This window comes from Streptomyces sp. NPDC094448 (assembly GCF_044763775.1).
Lineage (GTDB): Bacteria > Actinomycetota > Actinomycetes > Streptomycetales > Streptomycetaceae > Streptomyces.
In genome coordinates, this window is sequence record NZ_JBIWGU010000014.1 from 34,805 (window position 1) to 55,536 (window position 20,732).

The following is a 20,732-nucleotide window of genomic DNA, read 5'->3' on the forward strand; positions in this document are numbered from 1 at the left end:
TCCGCCCGATCCGAGAGGCCCGGCACGTATGGCACAGCCCTTCGTCCTGCCCGACTTCTACGTGCCGTATCCGGCGCGTCTCAACCCCCATGCCGAGACGGCACGGACGCACACCCGCGCCTGGGCCCGGGAGATGGGGATGCTGGAAGGGTCCGGCATCTGGGAGGAGCGCGATCTGGAGGCGCACGACTACGCCGGGCTCTGCTCCTGGACCCACCCCGACTGCGACGCGGACGTCCTGTCGCTGGTCACCGACTGGTACGTGTGGGTGTTCTTCTTCGACGACCACTTCCTGGAGGTCTTCAAACGGCCCCGCAACCGCGCGGGCGGGCGGATCTACCTGGACCGGCTGGCCGCGTTCATGCCGCTGGATCCGGACGACGGGATGCCGGAGCCGACGAACCCCGTGGAGGCCGGGCTCGCCGATCTGTGGCGGCGGACCGTGCCGTTCATGGGCCCGCAGTGGCGCGCCCGGTTCTCCGCGTCCACCCGCAATCTGCTGAACGAGTCGGACTGGGAACTGGCCAATATCGACGAGGGCCGGATCGCCAACCCCGTCGAGTACATCGAGATGCGCCGCAAGGTGGGCGGCGCGCCGTGGTCGGCGCAGCTCGTGGAGTTCGCGGCGGGGGCCGAACTGCCCGGTCGGGTGGCCCTGAGCCGGCCCCTGCGGGTGCTGACGGAGACCTTCGCCGACGCGGTGCACCTCCGGAACGACCTCTTCTCCTATCAGCGCGAGGTGGAGGACGAGGGCGAGCTGAGCAACGGCGTACTGGTCCTGGAGACCTTTCTGTCCTGTACGACGCAGGAGGCGGCGGAGGCGGTCAACGACCTGCTGACCTCCCGGCTCCAGCAGTTCGAGAACACCGCGCTCACCGAGGTTCCGGCGCTCTGCGCGGAGCAGGGACTGTCGGCCGGGGAGTCCTCGGCGGTCGCGCTGTACGCCAAGGGGCTCCAGGACTGGCAGTCCGGTGGCCACCAGTGGCATCTGCGCTCCAGCCGCTATATGAACGAGGCCGTCCGGCCGGACGGCGCGCCGGTGGGCGTGCTCGGTGCCTCGGCGCTCGATGTGAGGACGCTCTTCGGCCGCCCGGCGCGGGCCCGGCTGCGGACGCTGACGCACCGGCCGCACGCCTCGGCCGGGCCGCTGCTGCTGCCGGAGTTCGCGCTGCCGTTCCCGCTGCGGCTGAGCCCCCATCACCGGGACGCCCTGGAGAAGTCGGTGGCCTGGGCGGAGCGGACGGGGCTGCTGGACGATATCTGGGACGAGGCGATGCTCCGGGGTTTCGACTTCGCGCTCTGCTCGGCCGGTCTGGACCCCGACGCCACGCCGGAGGAGCTGGAGCTGAGCGCCGAGTGGCTGACGTGGGGCACTTACGCGGACGACTACTACCCGCTCGTCTTCGGCCGCGCCGGCAATCCGGCGGGCGCTGCGCTGACCAGTGAGCGGCTGCTGGCCTGCATGCCGCTCGACGCCCCCGCCTCCGCCCACGGCTTCGCGGCCGGCCCGCTGGAACGCGGTCTCGCGGACCTCTGGGAGCGGACCGCCGGGCCCATCAGCCGGGACGACCGGGCCGAGCTGCGGCGCTCCGTCGAGGTGATGCTGGAGAGCTGGCAGTGGGAGCTGCACAACACCGTGCAACACCGGGTGCCGGATCCGGTGGACTATCTGGAGATGCGGCGGTTCACCTTCGGCTCGGATCTGACGCTGCTGCTGGGCCGGCTGCGGCACCGCGCGGAGCTGCCCGCCGAGGTGCTGGGGAGCGGTCCCGTGGCCGCGCTGGAAAGCGCCGCGGTCACCTACGGCAGTCTGATCAACGACCTCTACTCGTACCGGAAGGAGGTGGAGGCCGAGGGCGACCTGCACAATGCGGTGCTGGTGGTGCAGACCTTCTTCGACTGCGACTATCCGCGGGCTGTGGCGATCGTCCACGACCTCATGGCGGGACGGCTGCGGCAGTTCCTCCACATCAAGGCACACGAGCTGCCCGTGGTCTGCGCCGACTTCGGGCTCGGGGAGCGGCAGCGTAAGGCGCTCGACGCCTATGTCACCGAGGTGGAGGACTGGCTGGCGGGCATCCTCAACTGGCACCGCCATGTCCGGCGCTACGGTCCGGAGGACATCCGCCCGGCCGTACCGGCCGCCCGGATCGGCGGGCCCACCGGCCTCGGCACGGCGGCCGCCCGGCTCGCGACGGCCCGCACGGCCTGAACCGTACGCTCCGAGCCCTTCCGGTCCCGGATACGGCGGCGCGCCGTGTGATCCACCGTGGTCACGCGGCGCGCCGGAGGTTACGGGAGCGGCTCAGCCCTGCTGGAACAGCTCCGCGGGCAGCGGCTTGAGCAGAGCGTACAGATCGTCCGTGATCGGCCGGTCCCAGCTGGCGATGGTGACCAGGACGTTGTCGCTGCGGTCGAACTGGACGCAGGAGATCCGGCTCTCGGTGAGCTTGAGCCGCCGGACGATCAGCAGATTGTCGCCCTGCATGACGGGGACGTCCTCCGAGCCGGTGACCTCGACGGGCTCGTCGTTCTCCAGGGCCAGCAGGAGCTGCGCGGCCTCGAAGGGGATCTGGCCCTCCTCCAGCTCCCGCGCCGGGGAGCCCTCGGGCAGATTGCCGATGATCATCGCGGGGCCGCGGCCGCCGAACAGGTCGTACCGGAGGAAGACGCCCTGGCAGGTGCCGTCGGGCGCGGGCAGCAGCCCGGCACCGAGGTTTCCGGGCCAGTCCCCCGGGTCCATGGCCAGGACGTCGAAGTCCGGGCCCGCGGGTGTGGCGGCGCTGCGGCGGCGGAGGAAGGACATACGGCCATGGTACGGGTCCCGGCGCACGGTCCGGACGCCGGGCGGCCCCGCTCACCTGGCCGGGGGTTCGGTGCCGACGACCCACATCGCGAAGAACTGGGAACCGCCGCCGTAGGCGTGTCCGAGGGCCCTGCGGGCGCCCTCGATCTGGTGTTCACCGGCCGCGCCGCGGACCTGCTGGGCCGCCTCGGCGAAGCGGATCATGCCGGAGGCGCCGATGGGATTGGTGGAGAGCACCCCGCCGGAGGGGTTCACCGGCAGTTCGCCGTCGAGGCCGGTGGCGCCGGATTCGGTCAGTTTCCAGCCCTCCCCCTCAGCGGCGAAGCCCAGGTTCTCCAGCCACATCGGCTCGTACCAGGAGAAGGGGACGTACAGCTCCGCGGCGTCGATCTCGCGGCGGGGGTCGGTGATCCCGGCCTGCCGGTAGACGTCGGCGGCGCAGTCCCGTCCGGCCCGGGGGGAGACGAAGTCCTTGCCCGCGAAGAGGGTGGGTTCGCTGCGCATGGCACCGCCGTGCAGCCAGGCCGGCGGACGGGGGGCGCGGGCGGCCCCGGCCCGGCCGGTCAGCACCATGGCGCAGGCGCCGTCGGAGGAGGGGCAGGTCTCGGAGTAGCGGACCGGGTCCCACAGCATGGGCGACGAGCGGACCTGCTCCAGGGTGAGGCCGTGTTCGTGGAGATGGGCGTACGGGTTCTTCAGGGCGTTGAGCCGGTCCTTGTAGGCGACGAGGGTGCCGGTGGTGCCGGGCGCTCCGCTGCGCCGGATGTAGGCGCGGACATGGGGGGCGAAGAAGCCCCCGGCGCCGGCGAGCAGCGGCTGCTGGAAGGGGACGGGCAGGGAGAGGCCCCACATGGCGTTGGACTCGGACTGCTTCTCGAAGGCGAGCGTCAGCACGGTCGGGTGGATCCTGGCGGCCACGAGCTGGGCGGCGACCAGGGCGGTGGAGCCGCCGACGGAGCCCGCGGTGTGGACCCGCATCAGCGGTTTGCCGACCGCGCCGAGGGCGTCGGCGAGGTACAGCTCCGGCATCATCACGCCCTCGAAGAAGTCGGGGGCCTTGCCGATGACGACGGCGTCGATGTCCGCCCAGGCCAGTTCGGCGTCGGCGAGGGCGCGCAGTGCGGCCTCGCGGACCAGTCCGGCGATGGAGACGTCGCGGCGGGCGGCGGCGTGGACGGTCTGGCCGACGCCGACGACGGCGACGGGTTCCTTGGACACCCGGGGCATCAGGCCTCCCCTTCGAGGACGGTGACCAGGTTCTGCTGGAGGCAGGGGCCGGAGGTGGCGTGGGCCAGGGCGCGGCCGGCCTCGCCGCGGTGGATCGCGGCGGCGGCCTCGCCGATGCGGACGAGGCCCGTGGCCATCACGGGATTGGCGGCCAGGGCTCCGCCGGACGGGTTGACCCTAACCCTCGCGTCGAGGTCGAGGGCGCGGCGCAGCACCACTTCCTGGGAGGTGAAGGGGGCGTGGAGTTCGGCGAGGTCGAGGGGGCGGTCGAAGGCCCCGGCGCGCCGGGCGGCGTGCCGGGTGGAGGGGGAGTCGGTGAGATCGCGGACGCCGAGGGCGTGGGCCTCGGTGCGGTGGTCGGCGCCGGTGATCCACGCGGGGCGGGCGCACAGTTCACGGGCCCGGTCCCCGGCGGCGAGTACCAGGGCGGCGGCGCCGTCGCCGACGGGCGGGCAGTCCCCGGTGTGCAGGGGGTGGACGACCGGGTCGCCGTGGGCGACGGCGCCGCGCAGCTGGGCGTACGGGTTGGCGGCGGCGTCGGCGCGGCTGCGGGCGGCGATGGCGGCGAGGGCCGGTCCTGTGGTGTGTCCGGCGTCGATGAGGGCGCGGGCCTGGAGGGCGGCCAGGGCGATGGAGTCGGGCCAGAGGGGGGCGGTGCAGTAGGGGTCGAGCTGGCGGCTGAGGACGTCCCTGAGGTCTCCGGCGGACGAGGTGCCGTAGGCGTAGACCAGGGCGGTGTCGGTCTCGCCGGTGAGCAGTTTCGCCCAGGCCTCGTAGAAGGCCCAGGCTCCGTCGGTCTCGACATGGGATTCGGAGATCGGGGGCCAGGCGCCGACGCCGTCGAGAGCGAGGGTGAAGGAGAAGGCCCGGCCGGCGAGGTAGTCGGAGGAGCCGGAGCAGGTGAAGCCGATATCGGCGGTGCGCAGTCCGGTGGCGGCGAGTACCTGGTGGAGGACGGGCATCAGCATCTCGGTTTCGGACAGTTCGCCGGTGTGCCGCCGGTGGACGGTCTGGGCGAAGGCCACGACCGCGACGGGTGCCGTGTCGGCGGGCGGTGTCACAGCAGCTCCCGGTAGGTGTCGTCGGGGGCGTCGGGTTCGCCGGTGGGGCGGTAGTGGTCGGGGTGGCGGGCGCCGTCGGTCCAGACGGGTTCCACCCGCAGTCCCATCCGCACCTCGTCGTAGGGGATGCCGCCGATGCGTGCGTGGAGGGCGAGGTCGGCGCCGTCGAGGGCGATATGGGCGTAGACGTACGGCACGTCGATATCGAGGTTGCGGGCCTTGATGTTGACGATGCAGAAGGTGGTGACGGTGCCGCGGGGGCCGACCTCGACCTGTCCGGTGGTGGCGACGCCGCAGGTGGGGCAGGCTCCGCGGGGCGGAACGTACACCTTGTGGCAGGAGGGGCAGCGTTCGCCGGTGATCTTCCGCCCGCCGAGGGCCTGGAGGTAGCGGGTCTGGGCGCGGCCGGGGGTGTGGGTGTAGTCGAGCCGGGCGGGGGTGGTGATGCCGGTGACCGGGGAGTCGAAGGTGCCGTCGTGGGGGCGGACGGGCCGGGTGCGGTCGGGCGGGGTGTCGTCGGGCGGGGTGTCGTCGGGTTCGAAGCAGGCGATGTCGGTGATCGCGCCGCTGCGGGTCGCGGCCCAGCGGATCCTGACCCGCATGCCGGTGCGGACGGCCTCGGGTCCGGGGGCGTCGAGGACGTGCAGCAGGGCGGTGTCGGCGCCGTCGAGCCGGACCAGCACCCAGGCGAAGGGGCGGGCGAGCGGCTGGCGGGGGCGGGGGCGGGGGTTCCAGGCCCAGGTGGTGACGGTGCCGCTGGTGCCGACCTGGACGAGTTCGCGGAGTTCGGCTGCGGTGGCGGGGTCGTATTCGACGGGTGGGACGAGGATTCCGGCGCTGCCGGTGCGGACGCCGAGGACGACGCGTTCGCGGAGTCCGGTGAGGAAGGCGCTCTGGACCGGGCCGAGGGAGCGGGTGAAGGGGAACTCCACGGTCAGCGGGGCGGTGAGGGGGCCGGCTCCGGGCGGCCCGGGTGCGCTGGTCATACGGGCTCCGTGCGGGTCGTGGGCGGTCAGCGGCGGTGGTAGACGGGATCGCGTCTCTCGGTGAAGGCACGGGCGCCTTCCGCGGCGTCCTCGGTGGCGAAGACCGGCCGGCCACGGGCCAGTTCGGCGGCGAGGCCTTCGGTCTCGGACAGTTCGGCGGCCTCGTAGACGGAGGCTTTGACGGCTTCGACGGCGAGCGGTCCGCAGGCGTTGACGGCGGCGGCCAGCTCCAGGGCCGTGGCGAGGGCGGCGCCGTCGGGGACGACCCGGCCGATCAGTCCGATGTCCCGGGCTTCGGCGGCGGTGTAGGGGCGGCCGGTGAGGAGCATCTCCAGGGCGTGGGTCCGGGGGATCTGGCGCGGCAGGCGCACGGTCGAGCCGCCGATGGGGAAGAGGCCGCGGCGGACTTCGAAGAGGCCGAAGACCGCGCTCTCGCCGGCGACCCGGATATCGGTGCCCTGGAGGATCTCGGTACCGCCCGCGACACAGGGGCCCTCGACGGCGGCGATCACCGGTTTGCGGGGGCGGTGGTGACGGAGCATCGCCTTCCAGTGCAGATCGGGGTCGGCCGTCATCCGCTCGCGGTACCGGGGTCCGGCGGTGCCGCCTCCGACGAGCGCCTTGAGGTCCATTCCGGCGCAGAAGGCTCCGCCCGCGCCGGTGAGGACGACGGAGCGGACGGAGTCGTCGGCGTCGGCGGCCAGCCAGCCGTCGTACAGGCCGACGAGCATGGGCAGGGAGAGGGCGTTTCTGGCCTCGGGGCGGTCGAGGGTGAGGATCAGGGTGGCGCCCTCGCGGGTGACGGTCAGATGTTCGGTTCCGGGGCCGGTCGCCCCCGGCCCGCCGGCCTCGCCGGTGCCGGACTCGTGGTCTTCCGTGCCGGTCGGGTGGTGCGGTGTCTCGCCGTTCCGTGCCATCCGCGGGGCCTCCCGTCGTGGACCGGGGGAACAGGGTGCAGGAGCCCGGCGAACGGTTCAATAGCTTTCTGACACTTAGTCAGATTATTTGTGCGGCGCTCTTCCCAGATTCTGCGGCGGGCGCTCTAATGTCCGCCTGAGCGCCTCGCCGGGCGTTCGTCCGGACCGGCCGGCCAACAGCCTGGGCGCCCCGGCCCGACGGGCCGGCGGCCCTCGACCGTCCGGGTGCGGGTCCCGGCGTCTGTCCCGGACGCCGGGACGTGCACCCGGACCCCGGCGGGCGGCTCGGACCGAGTCCGCCGCATCGCGCGGGACGCGCCCAGGGTCAGGAGGAACGGTGGAGTACAACCTTGCCGACCTGTTCGAGTCCGTCGTCGACGCGGTGCCGGACCGGGAGGCGCTGGTCTATGCCGACCTTCCCGGGACAGGGGCGGTGCGCAGGCTGACGTACGCGGAACTGGACGCGGCCGCCAACCGGGTCGCGCACCATCTGACCGCGGCGGGGATCCGGCCCGGCGAGCACCTCGGGCTGCATCTGTACAACGGTGTGGAGTACGTGCAGACCCTCCTGGGCGCTCTGAAGGCCCGGATCGTGCCGGTGAACGTCAACTACCGGTATGTGGAGGCGGAGCTGGTCCATCTCTACCGGGACGCGGATCTCGCGGCGCTGGTCTTCGACGCGGAGTTCGGCGGGCGGGTGGCGGGCGCGCTGCCGCGGACGGAGAAGCTGCGGCATCTGCTGCGGGTCGGGGAGCGGGGCGGGGGGCCGGACGGCGGGCGGGACGGCGGGCCGGGCGCGGACGGGGTCCCGGGCGTGGTGGACTTCGCCACGGCGACGGCCGCCGCGTCCCCGGAGCGCGGCTTTCCCGCGCGGTCGGCGGACGATCTGTTCATCGTCTACACGGGCGGTACGACAGGGCTGCCCAAGGGGGTGATGTGGCGCCAGGAGGATCTGTTCTTCTCCGGGCTCGGCGGCGGCGCGCCGACGGGGGTGCCGGTGGGGCGTCCGGAGGAGCTGGCCGAACGGGTGGCCGCGGGCGGTGACGGGCTGGTCTTCTTCCCCGCTCCCCCGCTGATGCACGGAACCTCCACCCTGACCACGTTCATCGCTTTCCACTTCGGCCAGCGGGTGGTGCTGCACCGCCGGTTCACGGCCGAGGATGTGCTCCGTACGGTGGCGAAGGAGCGGGTCAGCACGGTGTCGCTGGTCGGCGACGCGATGCTCAGGCCGCTGATCGACGCGCTGTCCGGGCCGATGGCGGGCACGGATCTGTCGTCGCTGTTCAGTATCTCGTCGTCGGGGGCGATCATGTCGGATTCGGTACGGGCGGAGTTCGCGGCGCTGGCGCCGCACGTCATGCTGCTGAACAACTTCGGTTCGTCGGAGTCGGGTTTCAACGGGACGGCCACGGAGGACTCGGGGCCCGAGAAGGGTTTCCGGCTCCGGGTCAACGCGCGGACGGCGGTGGTCGACCCGGTGACGTACGAGCCGGTCGCCGTGGGCGAGCCCGGCCGGATCGCGCAGCGCGGCCATGTGCCACTGGGCTACTACAACGATCCGGCCAAGACCGCGGAGACCTTCTTCCGGCGGGGCGGCGAGCGGTGGGTGCTGCTCGGGGACATGGCGACGGTGGACGGAGACGGGGTGGTCACCGTCCTGGGGCGGGGTTCGCAGTGCATCAACACCGGTGGCGAGAAGGTGTATCCGGAGGAGGTGGAACAGGCCCTGAAGGCCCATCCGGGTGTCTACGACGCCCTGGTCGCCGGGGTGCCCGATGCCCGGTGGGGGCATCGGGTCGCGGCCGTCGTCCAGCTGCGCGACGGGGTGGTGCCGCCCACGCTGGACGAGATCCGGAACCACTGCCGGGAGCGGCTGGCCGGGTACAAGCTCCCCCGCCAGTTGGTGGTGGCGGGGGAGATCCGGCGCTCCCCCAGCGGCAAGGCGGACTACCGCTGGGCCCGGTCGGTGGCGTCGGAGGCCGCCGCGGGGTGAGCGGGGTCCGCGGTGCCGTCGGCCAGGGCGGCGCGGATCAGCTGGACGGGGTGCCAGGCGGTGCGCTCGGTTCCGTGGAAGATCTGCTGGCGGCAGGAGACGCCGGTGGCGACGATGACGGTGTCGTCGCCCTCGGCCCGTACCGCCGGGAAGAGCCGGTCCTCGCCGACGGTCAGGGAGACGTCGTAGTGTTCCGACTCGAAGCCGAAGGAGCCTGCCATTCCGCAGCAGCCCGCGTCGACCTCGACCACCTCGGCGCCCGGGATGCGACGCAGCATCTCGATGGTCGCGGCGGTGCCGACCTCCGCTTTCTGGTGGCAGTGGCCGTGGTAGAGGAGGCGCCGTCCTGCGGGCCAGGTGTCGGCGCCGAGCGTCAGTCTGCCGTCGTCGATCGCGGCTGTGACCAGCTCCTCGACCTGTTGGACCCGGCCCGCGATGTCCTCGACGGCCGAGTCCCCGGGGAGCAGGGCGCGGTGTTCGTCGCGCAGGGTCATCAGGCAGGAGGGTTCGCAGCCGACGACGGGTGAGCCCGGTGGGGTGGACTCGGCGAGCAGGTGCACCAGGGCGAACGCCTTGTTCGCGGCGTCCTCGACGAGCCCCTTGGAGAGGCTGGAGCGGCCGCAGCAGCCTCCGCTCTCCAGCCGGACGTCCCAGCCGGCGCGTTCCAGGAGTTCGATGGCGGCCCGGCCGATCTCCGGTTCGGTGTAGGTGGTGAAGGAGTCGGCGAGATAGGTGAGGACGCCCTGGCTGCCGGGGGCCGCGGCGGTCCGCCGGTGGCGGCGGAACCAGCGGACGAGGTTGCGGCGGGCGAAGCGGGGCAGCGGCCGGGCCGGGGCGATGCCGAGCAGGCGGTCCATCAGCTTCCGTACGGGGCCGATCCGGCCCGGCAGGTTCGACAGGGGCGCGGTGGCGGAGCCGAGTCTGTTGAGGAAGCGGATCGAACCGAAGACCCGGGAGCGCAGCGGGGTGCCGTGGAGATCGTGGTGGTGGGAGAGCGCCTCGGCCTTGAGGGTGGCCATATCGACGCCGAGGGGGCATTCGCTCTTGCAGGCCTTGCACATCAGGCAGAGGTCGAGGACCTCGTGGAGGCGTTCGTCGCCGAGCGCCTTGCGGGGGTCGGGTTCGGAGAGCGCCTTGACCAGGGCGCCCGCCCGGCCGCGGGTGGAGTCCTCTTCGTTGCGGGTGGCCATATAGGAGGGGCACATGGTGCCGGTGCCGCTCTTGCGGCAGAGTCCGATGTTCATACAGCGGTCGGCGGCGCCGCGCATTCCGCCCAGCACCTCGAAGTCGAGCCGGGTGCGGAGTTCGGGGGCGGGCGGCAGGGCCGGATCGCGCAGATGGTCGGTCATCGACGGGGCGTCGACGATTTTGCCGGGGTTCATCCGGTTGTCGGGGTCGAAGACCCGCTTCACCCGGCGCATCGCCTCGTACAGGTCGTCGCCGAAGATCTCCCGGTTGAACTCGCTGCGGGCGAGCCCGTCGCCGTGTTCGCTGGAGTTGACCCCGCCGTACTCGGTGACCAGGTCCTTGATCTCCTCGGCGACGGTCCGCATGGTGGCGATCTGGTCGGGGTCGGTGAGGTCGAGGAAGGGCCGGATGTGGAGGCAGCCGACGGAGCAGTGCCCGTAGAACCCGGCGGTCAGTCCGTGGGCGTCGAGGATGTCCTTGAAGCGGGCGGTGTACTCGGCGAGGTGGACCGGGTCGACGGCGGTGTCCTCGACGAAGGCCAGTGGCCGCCGGGTGCCCTCGCCCGCCGCCATCAGCAGTCCGAGTCCGGCCTTGCGGACCTTCAGCAGGGCCGTCTGTTCGGCCGGGGTGACGGCCTGGAGGGTGTGGTAGCCGTGGCCCTCGGCCCGCCAGAGCGCGGTCAGCTTGGCCAGCCGGTCCTTCAGTTCGGCCTCGTCGTCACCGGTGAAGGCGGTGAACAGGAGTGCTTCGGGGTCGCCTTCGAGGAGGGAGCCGAGGGACGCGTACTCGATCCTGCGGCGGGACAGGTCCAGGATCGTGCGGTCCATCAGCTCCACGGCCGACGGGTCGAGGGAGAGGGCGGATTCGGTGGCGCCGATGGCTCCGGCGACGGAGGTGAAGTGGCCGACGGCGGAGACGGTGTGCCGGGGTTTGGGCACCAGATCGACCAGGGCGCGGGTGGCGATCACCAGGGTGCCTTCGGAGCCGACGACGAACTTCGCCAGGTCGAAGGGGGTGTCGTCGCGGGCGAGCCGGTCGAGGCGGTAGCCGCAGGCGCGCCGCCAGAAGCGGGGGAAGCCGTCGGCGATGGCCGCCGCGTCGGCCCGGATGATCTCCGGGAGTTCGCGGTAGATCCGGCCTTCGAGGGTGGCGCGTCCGGCGCGGCGGGCGCGTTCGGCCTCGTCGACGGGTTCGAAACGGGCCGTGGTGGCGTCGGAGAGGACGACGTCGAGGGCGCGGACGTGGTCGATGGTCATTCCGTGGCGCAGCGAGCCGCTGCCCGCGGAGTTGTTGCCGATCATTCCGCCGAGGGTGGCGCGGTTGCTGGTGGAGGTGTCGGGGCCGAACATCAGCCCGTGCGGGGCGGCCGCCCGGTTGAGCTGGTCCTGGACGACCCCGGTCTCCACCAGGGCGGTACGGGTGCCGGGGTCGAGCTCGATGATCTTGTTCATATGGCGGGACAGGTCGAGGACGAGCCCCGGGCCGACGGTCTGCCCGGCGAGGCTGGTGCCGGCGCCCCGGGGCAGTACCGGAAGGCCGTGTTCGGCGGCCGCGGCGACGGCCGCCCGGACGTCGTCCTCGTGGCGGGGGAAGACGACGCCGCGGGGTGTGATGGCGTACATGCTGGCATCGCGCGAGAACAGCCTGCGGGTGTAGTCGTCGAAGGCGACCTCGCCGTCCAGTTCGCGGCGCAGGCGGTGTTCGAGATCGCGGTCGGCGGTGGTTCGGTCTGCGGCCGGGGCCGGGGGCACGGCTCCGGGGCTGTCGTGGACGGAGGTCATGGGCGGTGCTCCCGGAAGGATGCGGTCGGGCGGTGGGGCGTCACGGGGTGCTGAGCACCTCCAGCGCGGCGGGGAGTCCGGCCGGGTCGGCGGGGACTCCGGCGAGGTGGAGTCCCATCTGCACCCCGGCGAGGGTTCCGGCGAGGGTGAGGTCGTTGAAGTGGCCGAGGTGCCCGATCCGGAAGACCTTCCCGGCGAGCTTGCCGAGCCCGGCACCGAGGGACATGTCGAATCGTTCCAGGACGATCCGGCGGACCTTGTCGGCGTCGTGGCCCTCGGGCAGGAGGACGGCGGTGAGCGACCCGGAGTGTTCGCGCTCGTCGGCGCAGAGGACTTCGAGGCCCCAGCCGCGGACGGCGGCGCGGGTCGCCTCCGCGTGCCGGGCGTGCCGGGCGTACACCTCGGGCAGCCCCTCGGCGTTGAGCATCTCCACGGCCTCCACCAGCCCGTAGAGCAGGTTGGTGGCCGGGGTGTAGGGGTACTGGCCGCGGCGGTTGGCCTCCAGGATCGGCCCCCAGTCCCAGTAGGAGCGCGGCAGTCCGGCCTGCTCGCGGGCGGCGAGCGCCTTGGGGCTGACGGCGTTGAAGCCCAGTCCGGGCGGGAGCATCAGGCCCTTCTGGGAGCAGGAGACGGTGACGTCGACGCCCCACTCCTCGTGGCGGTAGTCGATCGAACCGAGGGAGGAGATGGTGTCGACGAGCAGCAGGGCCGGGTGGGCTGCCTCGTCGATGGCGCGGCGGATGTCCGCGATCCGGCTGGTGACGCCGGTCGACGTCTCGTTGTGGACCACGCAGACCGCCTTGACGGAGTGGTCGGTGTCGGCGGCGAGCCGGCGCGCCAGTTCGTCGGGGTCGGCGCCGTGCCGCCAGTCGCCGGGGACGATCTCGGTCCGCAGGCCCAGGGAGCGGGCCATCTCCTCCCAGAGGGTCGAGAAGTGGCCGGTCTCGAAGCAGAGCACCCGGTCACCCGGGCTGAGGGTGTTGACCAGGGCGGCTTCCCAGGCCCCGGTGCCGGAGGACGGGTAGATCACCACGGGGCCCGAGGTGCCGAAGACCGGCCTGATCACATCGAGCAGACGGGTGGTCAGGGCGGCGAACTCGGGGCCCCGGTGGTCGCAGGTGGGGGCGGACATGGCGCGGAGGACCTGGTCGGGGACGTTGGTGGGGCCGGGGATCTGCAGGAAGTGCCGGCCGGTGCGAACGGTCATGGGAGGGACTCCTCCAAAACTCTTGTGCCGTGTAGCGGCACGCTGTACCGTGGGATGGCACGGGGAGAATGGCACGGCCCTACCCGGGAGTCAATAGATGCAGAACGTTCTCAATGCCCTGCGCACCCTTGAAGAGGTCGCGGAACGGCAGCCCGCGGGGGTCGCCGAGCTGGCGCGGGCGCTCGGCCTGCCGAAGAGTTCCGTCCAGCGGGCCCTGGTCACCCTGCACGAGGCGGGGTGGATCCGGCCGGCCTCCGGAACCCCCACGCGATGGACCGTCACCACCAAGGCACTGCATGTGGGCCGGCGCGCGACGGGCGAGCTGGACCTGCGCGATATCGCGGTCCCGGTGATGGAGGACCTGCGCCGGCTCACCGACGAGACCGTGCATCTGGCGGTGCCGGAGAGCGGGAAGGTGGTGCTGGTCGAACGGCTGGAGACCAGCAAGCCGGTACGGATCGTGCTGCCGCTCGGCCATGTGCTGTCGCCGCACGCCTCGGCGAACGGCAAGGCCCTCCTGGCGGCCGGCCCGGCGGAGGCCGTGGAGCGGCTGATCGCACACGGTCTCGAACGGTTCACGGACGCGTCGATCACCGATCCGGCCGCGCTCCGCGCCGAGCTGGCGGCGATCCGCGCGCGGGGTTACGCGACCAACGGCGGCGAGTGGCGGACCGATGTGTCGGCGGTGGCGGCGGCCGTGGTCGACCCTTCGGGCACCCCGGTGGCGAGCATCAGCGTCAATGTTCCGAGCAGCCGGATGACGGACGGCTCCCAAGCCGCCCTGGGCGCGGCGGTGCGGGACGCGGCCCGGTCGGTGGGCGAGGCGCTGGGGCGGCCCCCGGCCCGCTGAGACGGCCGCTGAGACGGCCCGCCGAAACGGCCGGGGGACGCGGCGCGGCGGATCGGACGGCTCGGGGAATCTCTGTCCGACCTCTTGACTCGGCCAGGAGCGGGGGCCTTCCATACTCCCCATCGCGGAACTTGCGTTCCAAATGGCGGAATTCGTTGATGCGTGGGGACAACGCGTCAAGGCCCGCCCCCTTCCGGCACCGCCCTCCCCCTCGGCGTACCCGCACGCCCGGTGGTGCCGTCGCCCCGTAGTGACCATCGACCGAAGGCGAGGAAGCCTCGTGTCCGATCACGTCCTGGCCATTGCCGCTCTAGCCGTCGTTTTCACCGTCGCCACCGTCACCTCTGTCCATATGGGCGCCCTCGCCATCGTGGCCGCCTTCGTCACCGGATCCCTCTTCTTCGGCCAGTCCGCGGACGATCTCTTCGGGGGTTTCCCCGGCGATCTCTTCGTCGTTCTGGTCGGCGTCACCTTCCTGTTCGCGATCGCCCGGAACAACGGCACCGTGGACTGGCTGGTACAAGCCTCGACCCGGGCCGTACGCGGCCGGATCGCCCTGATCCCCTGGGTCCTGTTCCTGGTCACGGCCACCCTCACGGCCGTGGGCGCCGTGGTGCCCGCCGCGGTGGCGATCGTCGCCCCGATCGGAGCGGGATTCGCCACCCGCTACCGGATCAACCCCGTACTGATGGGCCTGTTCATCATCAACGGGGCCAGTGCGGGCGGATTCTCGCCCATCAGCGTCTTCGGCAGCATCACCAACGGCGTCGTCTCCCGCAACGGGATCCCGGGCAACCCCGCCCTGCTCTTCGCCGCCTCCTTCGTCTTCAACGTCCTGCTCTGTCTGGTGGTCTTCGCGCTCTTCGGCGGGCGCGGGCTGCTGGGGCGCCGGGTGGGCGAAGAGGGCACCGCCGCGGTACCCCCGCCGGCCGGATCCGGCGGTACGGGCTCCGCCCCGGCCCCGAGATCCCCGGGGGCCTCCGCGGCCGGGGCGCCCGGCGCGGGAGGTGCCGTCGCGCTGGCACCCGCCCCTGTCGTATCCACCGTGGAACCGGAGCTGCGGCTCGACCGGATCCGCGCCCTGACCCTGCTGGGACTGCTCAGCCTGGTCCTCGGGGCGCTCGTCTTCGATCTCCATGTCGGACTGCTCGCGCTGACCGTCACCGTGGTGCTGTCCCTGGTCTCCCCGGAGTCCTCGAAGGGGGCCGTGGACCGCTGCGCCTGGTCCACGGTGCTGCTGGTCTGCGGCATCGTCACCTTCGTCGCGATGATGGAGCGGATCGGCACCATCTCGTATCTGGGCACCGAGGTCGCCGGTATCGGGACACCGCTCCTGGGCGCCCTGCTGATCTGCGCCATCGGGGCGGTGGTCTCCGCTTTCGCCTCCACGACCGGCATCCTCGGGGCACTGATCCCGCTCGCGGTGCCGTTCCTGCTGGCCGGCGAGGTGGGCGCGGTCGGTCTGGTGATCGCGCTGGCGATCTCCTCGTCGGTGGTGGACTCCTCGCCGGTCTCCACCAGCGGAGCCCTGGTAACGGCGAGCGCGCCGGAGGGGGAGCGGGAGACGGTGTTCCGCCGGCTGATGGTCTGGGGATTCAGCATGGCGGTCGTGGCACCGCCGGTGACCTGGTTGCTGTTCGTCGCCCCCGGGTGGCTCTGAATTCACGCCGCCCGGGCGGGGTCCGCACACCCCGCCCCCGGGCCCGCCCCCACCCACCGGACCCGCCGCTGCGCAGTGGCGCGGCCCGGCTGCCGGGGTTTCGGCACCACGGGAAACGTGCCGCCGCTCCCGTACCGCACTCCCCGGAGACACCCCCAACTCCCCTACCACCAGGCCGACTTGCCCCGTCAGTCACCGGCCTCCCGGAGGCCTCCCCGGCCTCCCTTTTCCCGTTTACTACCGGCGGGTCATATTCCGGCTCTGCATTCCGGCCACCGCTCCCCCGCCACCGGGCCGTATTAGTCATTTCGTCAGTGGTGCACGTTTCAACCGTGCTGAACTGGTGAACAGTGGCGCACAGCGCGTCGTGCGACTGCGCTGTGGATACGCGGCCACGAGCAAAGGAGCAATACATGACGACGGTTCTGCTGGTCCATGCGGTATCTCTGTGGAGGGCCTCGCTGGCCTGTCTGCTGAGCAAGGACGAGAACCTCGACGTACACGCCACCGACAAGGGCGGCGTGAGGACCGCCGTACAGGATTGTCCACCGCACGTGATCGTCACCGATCTGGAGTGTCCGCACTCCATGGAGGTGCTCACCTTCATGGAGTCCTTACGCGGTGCCGAGGAGTCGGGTCCGGGGCTGGTGGTCCTGGCACGGGCCGACCGGGCTGGTGATCTGCGCCGGGCCGGGGACGCCGGGGCCATGGGGTACGTCGACAAGCTCGGCCCCGTGGACAGCCTCGGCGACGCGGTCGGGAAGGTGGCGGCGGGCGGCCGGTTCATCGACGAGTCGCTCGCCTTCGGTCTGCTCAACGCCTCCGAGGTGCCGCTCTCTCCCAGAGAGTTACGGGTGCTGGAACTGGCCGCCGAGGGCGAATCGGTGACGTCGATCGCCAGCGCGCTGCATCTGGCGAGCGGGACCGTGCGCAACTATCTGGCCGCGGCGATACGGAAGACGGGTGGCCGGAACCGGCTGGACGCGATACGGCTGTCCCGGGACTTCGGCTGGCTCTGACGGCCACCGCCCGCACCGCGGCTACCGGGACTCCGGCCGGCTCCGACCGACTCCGACGGCCACCACCGGGCACCACGGCTACCGGGACGAGCGGACCGCCCGGTCCGGTGGCACCTCTGCGGCCCGGGGCGGAGCCCATCGGCCGGTCAGCTCACGGAAGAGCGCGGAGCGCGTGAGCAGTTCGTCCGGGGTGCCTTCCTCGGTGCGGGCGCCGTCCATCACGAGGACGCGTGCGGCGCGCCGGGCGGACGACAGCCGGTGCGCCACCACGACGAGAGTGTCGGCGCGGGCCGCGAGCGCGGTCTCCGCGCGGGCCTCGGCCGCCGGGTCGAGATGGCTGGTCGCCTCGTCGAGGACGAGCAGCGGCGCGGTCGCCACATGGGCCCGGCCCAGGGCGATGAGCTGCCGCTCCCCCTGGGAGAGCCGGCGGGGGTCGAGGGGCGCGTCCAGTCCGCCGATGCGGGCCGTGAGGGCGTCGAGGCCGATGGCGGCGACGGCGGCCGCGAGGTCGCCGTCGGGCGCGCCGGGCCGCAGATAGCGGAGGTTGTCGCGGAGCGTGCCGGTGAAGACGTACGGCTGCTGGGGCAGCAGGGTACGGACCGCGGTGGGCTCCTGCCCGGCGGCCGGCCGGCCCAGCCAGCGCACTTCCCCGGCGGTCGGCCGCGCCATTCCGGCGAGGACGGCGGCCAGCGTGGACTTGCCGCTGCCGCTGGGGCCGACCACGGCGAGGTGGTCGCCCGGGAGCAGGCGCAGGTCGAGCCGGTCGAGGACCGGGCGGGCCCGGGGCCCGTAGGCGAAGGACACCTGCCGCAGTTCGGCGCGGGGCACCGGGACCGCGGCCGCCGTGGAATCCGTCGCGGGCACGGCGGTACGCGGCACGGCGCCCCGGCCGCCGGGGGCCGCGGCGGGGTCGGGGGGCAGTTCGGCCCGTCCGGTGAACCGGTCGAGGACGACGAGGAGCCGGCCGCCGGCCGTGCCGAGGGCGGCCAGCAGGGCGTTGAGGGCGGGCGCGAGGGACGTCGTCAGATAGGTGAAGGCGCCGATGAGTCCGCCGGTGGTCAGGCCGTGGTCCATCAGCCGGGGCGCGGCGGCCAGGAGCAGGACCGGGGGCAGCCGTTCCGCGACGGCGAGCGCCACGATCCGCAGGGCCGACCAGCGGGCGAGGGAGCGGGCGGCCGCGGTCTGCGCTTCGGCGAGTTCCCTGCTGCGCCCGGCGATCGGGCCGGCCGCCCCGGTGGCGGCGATATCGCGGAGGGCGGCCGTGGTCCGGCCGGTGTGTGCGGCGAAGGCCTCGTCGGCGTCGAGGTAGTCCCGCTGCCGGGCGCCCATCGGGATCAGGGTGGCCAGGAAGAGTCCGGTGCCCAGCAGCAGCGGCGGCAGAACGACGACGAGCAGCAGTGGGGAGAGCGCCGCGAGTCCGGCGAGCGCCCCGGCGGAGGTGAAGACGAACCCCCGGAGCGCGAGGACCAGTCCGGCCCAGCCGTCGCGGGCGATCTCGCTCTGGTGGGTGACCCGGGAGACGGCTCCGGTGCCCGCGGCGGGGTTGCCCGCTTCCGTGGCCAGGGCCTTGGCGGTGGCCCGGCGTACCAGCCCGTCCCGCAGGGGTTCGACGAGGTCCGCGAGTCCGGCGAAGACGCCCCGCTGGGCGAGGAAGGCGGGGACGACGGCGACGGCGGCGAGCGCCAGCCAGAGCGTTCCGGTACGGGGGGCTCCGGCGAGGAAGCCGTCGTCGAGGGCGCGGGCGACGGCGTATCCGCCCGCGAAGGTCTGGGCGAACTCCAGCAGGGACCAGCCGAGGAGTCCGCGGAGTACCCGGGTGCGGGCCCGGAGAAAGGGGAGGCCTTCGGCGGCTACGCGGCGCAGGGCGCGCTGTTCGGCCCGGCGTGCGGAGCCGGATTCGCCGCTTCCGCGGGGGTGGCTGTCTCCGGCGGATTCGCTGGTTCCGCGGGCGCCGGACCCGGTGTCGGGTGCGCCGGTCATGACGGCTCCTCGGCGGCGCTGAGCGCGGGCGCGGGGGCGGGGTGGGTGGTGCCGTCGGCTCCCCGGACACGGGAGGGGCCGGGTGGGGCCGGGGGCTCGGGGGGCTCGGGAGGCTCGGAAGGATCCGGGGCGTCGAGCCGCTCGGGGGCTGCGGACGGATCGGAGGGTCCTGTCCGCCCGGAGGGTCCCATGAGGTCGGACGGTTCTGCGCCCTCCCACGGTCCTGTGAGGTCGGCCGGTCCCATGAGGTCGGACGGTTCTGCGCGCTCCGACGGTCCCGTGAGGTCGGACGGTCCCGTCGGGTCGGGTGTGCTGAAGACCGCGCGGTACTCCGGATCGCGCCACAGGTCGGCGTGGCGCCCGGTCGCGCGCAGTCTGCCGCCGTCCAGCCAGACCACCAGGTCGGCGGCGGCCGCGGTCGCGGCGCGGTGGGCGACCAGCAGCCGGGTGCAGGTCCCGGCCCGGCGGGCGAGGGCGTGCTGGATACGGGCCTCGGTGACGGTGTCGAGGCTGGAGGTGGCGTCGTCGAGGATCAGGAGCCGGGCGTCGCGGACGAAGGCCCTGGCGAGTCCGAGGCGCTGGTACTCGCCGCCGGAGAGGGGCGCTCCGGCGAGCGGGGTCCGGACTCCGGCGGGCAGCAGGGCGACGAATCCGTCGGCGCTGGCGTCGCACAGCGCCGTGTCGACGGCGCCGGGGCCGGGCCGGCCGGGCCCGAGTGCGACGGCGTCCTCGACGGTGGTGCCGAGCAGGGCGGGGCGGGCGAAGGCGTAGCCGATGTCGTACCGGAGCCGGATCGGGTCGGCGCCGTCCAGGGGGACGCCGTCGACGGCGACGGTCCCGGTGTCGGGGTCGGTGAGCCGTCCGGCTACGGCGGCCAGCAGCGACTTCCCCGCGCCGGAGCGGCCGACGACGGCCGCCGACGTGCCGCCGGGCACGGTGAGCGTGATGCCGTCCAGCAGGGTCCGGCCGTCGCGGACCACGCCGACGTCCCGGAGTTCCAGGGTGCCGGGGCCGCCGGCCGGCAGCACGAGGGAGCGGTGCGGTACGGGTGCGAGGGCGAGCAGCGGGTCCAGCCGGGCGGCGGCGGCGCGGCCCCGGGCGAGGGCGCCGAGGGCGCCGGTGAGGGCGCCGAGGCCGAGGGCGAGTACCGCGTAACGCGAGACGGCGAGGAGATCGCCGACCGTGATCGCGCCCGCGGCGAGCCGGGTGCCCGCGACGGCGAGGACGACCACGGTCAGCAGGGGCATCAGAACGGCCGCCTGGCCGGTGGCGGTGCCCTGGATACGCCAGGTGCGGCGGCCGTGGGCGGCGAGACGGCCGAGGGGTTCGGTGATCCTGCTGTGCTCGCGGGAAGCCGTACCCGCGGCGCGGACGGTGGCGATGCCGTCGAGTGCCTCCGTCAGCCGGGTGGCGACGAGGGCCTGTTCGCGCTGGTAGTCGGCGGCGGCATCGGCGCTGCGCCGCATCAGGACGCGGAGCAGAAGGACGGCGGCGGGGAGTCCGGCGACGAGCGCGAGACCGGTCCACGGGTCGATGAGGAGCAGGGCGACGGCGGCGCCGAGGGGCAGCAGCACGCCGGGGACGGCGGCCGCGGCCGTGACGGGGACCGACGCGGCGTCGGCCGCGTTGGCGGTGACCCGGGTGGTGAGGTCCCCGGACGGCAGGGCATCGGCGTCCCGCGGGGTCGCGCGCAGCAGCCGTTCGAGGGCTTCGGTGCGGAGCCGGGCCGTGCGGGTGGCGGTGCTGGTGCCGCCGAGGAGGGCGACGAGTGCGTCGAGCCCCGCGTCGGCGGCGGTCAGTGCGGCGCAGAGCGCCAGTCCGGCCCAGGGGACTTCGCCCCCGGTGACCACCCGGTCCAGGGTCCGGCCGAGCACGGCGGGCAGCGCGACGGCGGCGAGGGCGCCCGCGGTGGTGCAGAGGACCAGGACGGTGATCAGGGCCCGGCCGGATCGCGGGAGGGAGGGGGACGGATGCGGCGGAGCGGTGGTGCGGGCGTCGCTCATGAGAGGGGCCGGATCCGGTACGGGCCCGTGCGGGCCGGGTTCCCGGGGGCCGGG

The 20,732-nt window shown here is 73.3% G+C and carries 14 protein-coding genes; 5 read left to right on the forward strand and 9 right to left on the reverse strand.

All coding sequences use genetic code 11. The annotated features are described in order from the left end of the window. Positions 1 to 28 precede the first annotated feature (28 nt). Positions 29 to 2,212, forward strand: coding sequence for a germacradienol/geosmin synthase (locus ACIQ9E_RS25335; protein WP_403710684.1), 2,184 nt, complete (start codon positions 29 to 31; stop codon positions 2,210 to 2,212). Positions 2,213 to 2,305: 93 nt separating this feature from the next. Here ACIQ9E_RS25335 and ACIQ9E_RS25340 read toward each other — a convergent pair whose 3' ends face one another. From ACIQ9E_RS25340 to ACIQ9E_RS25360, 5 genes are read right to left on the reverse strand one after another with little or no spacing between them, the layout of a single operon-like run. Continuing rightward, positions 2,306 to 2,806 (reverse strand): hypothetical protein, encoded by a 501-nt coding sequence (locus tag ACIQ9E_RS25340; RefSeq protein ID WP_403710686.1) that lies wholly within the window; start codon positions 2,804 to 2,806, stop codon positions 2,306 to 2,308. Between the two features lie 51 nt (positions 2,807 to 2,857). Beyond that, positions 2,858 to 4,024 (reverse strand): thiolase domain-containing protein, encoded by a 1,167-nt coding sequence (locus ACIQ9E_RS25345; protein ID WP_403710904.1) that lies wholly within the window; start codon positions 4,022 to 4,024, stop codon positions 2,858 to 2,860. An 8-nt stretch (positions 4,025 to 4,032) separates the two neighbouring features. Continuing rightward, entirely contained in the window at positions 4,033 to 5,094 is a 1,062-nt protein-coding gene (locus tag ACIQ9E_RS25350) for a lipid-transfer protein (RefSeq protein WP_403710688.1), read from the reverse strand. Continuing rightward, positions 5,091 to 6,080: a Zn-ribbon domain-containing OB-fold protein gene (locus tag ACIQ9E_RS25355; protein WP_403710690.1), complete on the reverse strand. Its 990-nt coding sequence runs from the start codon at positions 6,078 to 6,080 to the stop codon at positions 5,091 to 5,093. The genes ACIQ9E_RS25350 and ACIQ9E_RS25355 overlap by 4 nt, the downstream gene beginning before the upstream one ends. A gap of 26 nt (positions 6,081 to 6,106) precedes the next feature. After that, a complete protein-coding gene (locus tag ACIQ9E_RS25360; RefSeq protein ID WP_403710692.1) occupies positions 6,107 to 6,997 on the reverse strand; it encodes a crotonase/enoyl-CoA hydratase family protein in 891 nt (296 codons plus the stop codon). Positions 6,998 to 7,334: 337 nt separating this feature from the next. On the opposite strand from ACIQ9E_RS25360, the gene ACIQ9E_RS25365 reads away from it, so the two are divergent. After that, positions 7,335 to 8,990, forward strand: a complete 1,656-nt coding sequence (locus tag ACIQ9E_RS25365) for an acyl-CoA synthetase (RefSeq protein ID WP_403710694.1) — start codon at positions 7,335 to 7,337, stop codon at positions 8,988 to 8,990. Here the strand turns inward: ACIQ9E_RS25365 and ACIQ9E_RS25370 are convergent. Further along, positions 8,945 to 11,959, reverse strand: coding sequence for an FAD-binding and (Fe-S)-binding domain-containing protein (locus ACIQ9E_RS25370; protein WP_403710696.1), 3,015 nt, complete (start codon positions 11,957 to 11,959; stop codon positions 8,945 to 8,947). The two genes, ACIQ9E_RS25365 and ACIQ9E_RS25370, sit on opposite strands and share 46 nt — an antisense overlap. Positions 11,960 to 11,999: 40 nt before the next feature. After that, the gene (locus tag ACIQ9E_RS25375; protein WP_403710698.1) at positions 12,000 to 13,166 is read right to left on the reverse strand and encodes a pyridoxal-phosphate-dependent aminotransferase family protein; all 1,167 of its coding nucleotides are present in this window, start codon (positions 13,164 to 13,166) and stop codon (positions 12,000 to 12,002) included. 97 nt (positions 13,167 to 13,263) lie between these two features. On the opposite strand from ACIQ9E_RS25375, the gene ACIQ9E_RS25380 reads away from it, so the two are divergent. From ACIQ9E_RS25380 to ACIQ9E_RS25390, 3 genes are all read left to right on the forward strand, one after another. Next, the gene (locus tag ACIQ9E_RS25380; protein ID WP_403710700.1) at positions 13,264 to 14,016 is read left to right on the forward strand and encodes an IclR family transcriptional regulator; all 753 of its coding nucleotides are present in this window, start codon (positions 13,264 to 13,266) and stop codon (positions 14,014 to 14,016) included. Positions 14,017 to 14,296: 280 nt separating this feature from the next. Beyond that, positions 14,297 to 15,676, forward strand: coding sequence for an SLC13 family permease (locus ACIQ9E_RS25385; RefSeq protein ID WP_403710702.1), 1,380 nt, complete (start codon positions 14,297 to 14,299; stop codon positions 15,674 to 15,676). A gap of 413 nt (positions 15,677 to 16,089) precedes the next feature. Further along, positions 16,090 to 16,695, forward strand: a complete 606-nt coding sequence (locus ACIQ9E_RS25390) for a LuxR C-terminal-related transcriptional regulator (protein ID WP_403710704.1) — start codon at positions 16,090 to 16,092, stop codon at positions 16,693 to 16,695. Positions 16,696 to 16,773: 78 nt separating this feature from the next. Here the strand turns inward: ACIQ9E_RS25390 and ACIQ9E_RS25395 are convergent, their stop codons facing one another. Both ACIQ9E_RS25395 and ACIQ9E_RS25400 read right to left on the reverse strand, forming a co-directional pair. After that, positions 16,774 to 18,675, reverse strand: coding sequence for an ATP-binding cassette domain-containing protein (locus ACIQ9E_RS25395; protein ID WP_403710706.1), 1,902 nt, complete (start codon positions 18,673 to 18,675; stop codon positions 16,774 to 16,776). Beyond that, positions 18,672 to 20,678 carry an ABC transporter ATP-binding protein gene (locus tag ACIQ9E_RS25400; protein ID WP_403710708.1) on the reverse strand — a complete coding sequence of 669 codons (2,007 nt, stop codon included), beginning with the start codon at positions 20,676 to 20,678 and terminating at the stop codon, positions 18,672 to 18,674. The genes ACIQ9E_RS25395 and ACIQ9E_RS25400 overlap by 4 nt, the downstream gene beginning before the upstream one ends. Positions 20,679 to 20,732: the final 54 nt, after the last annotated feature.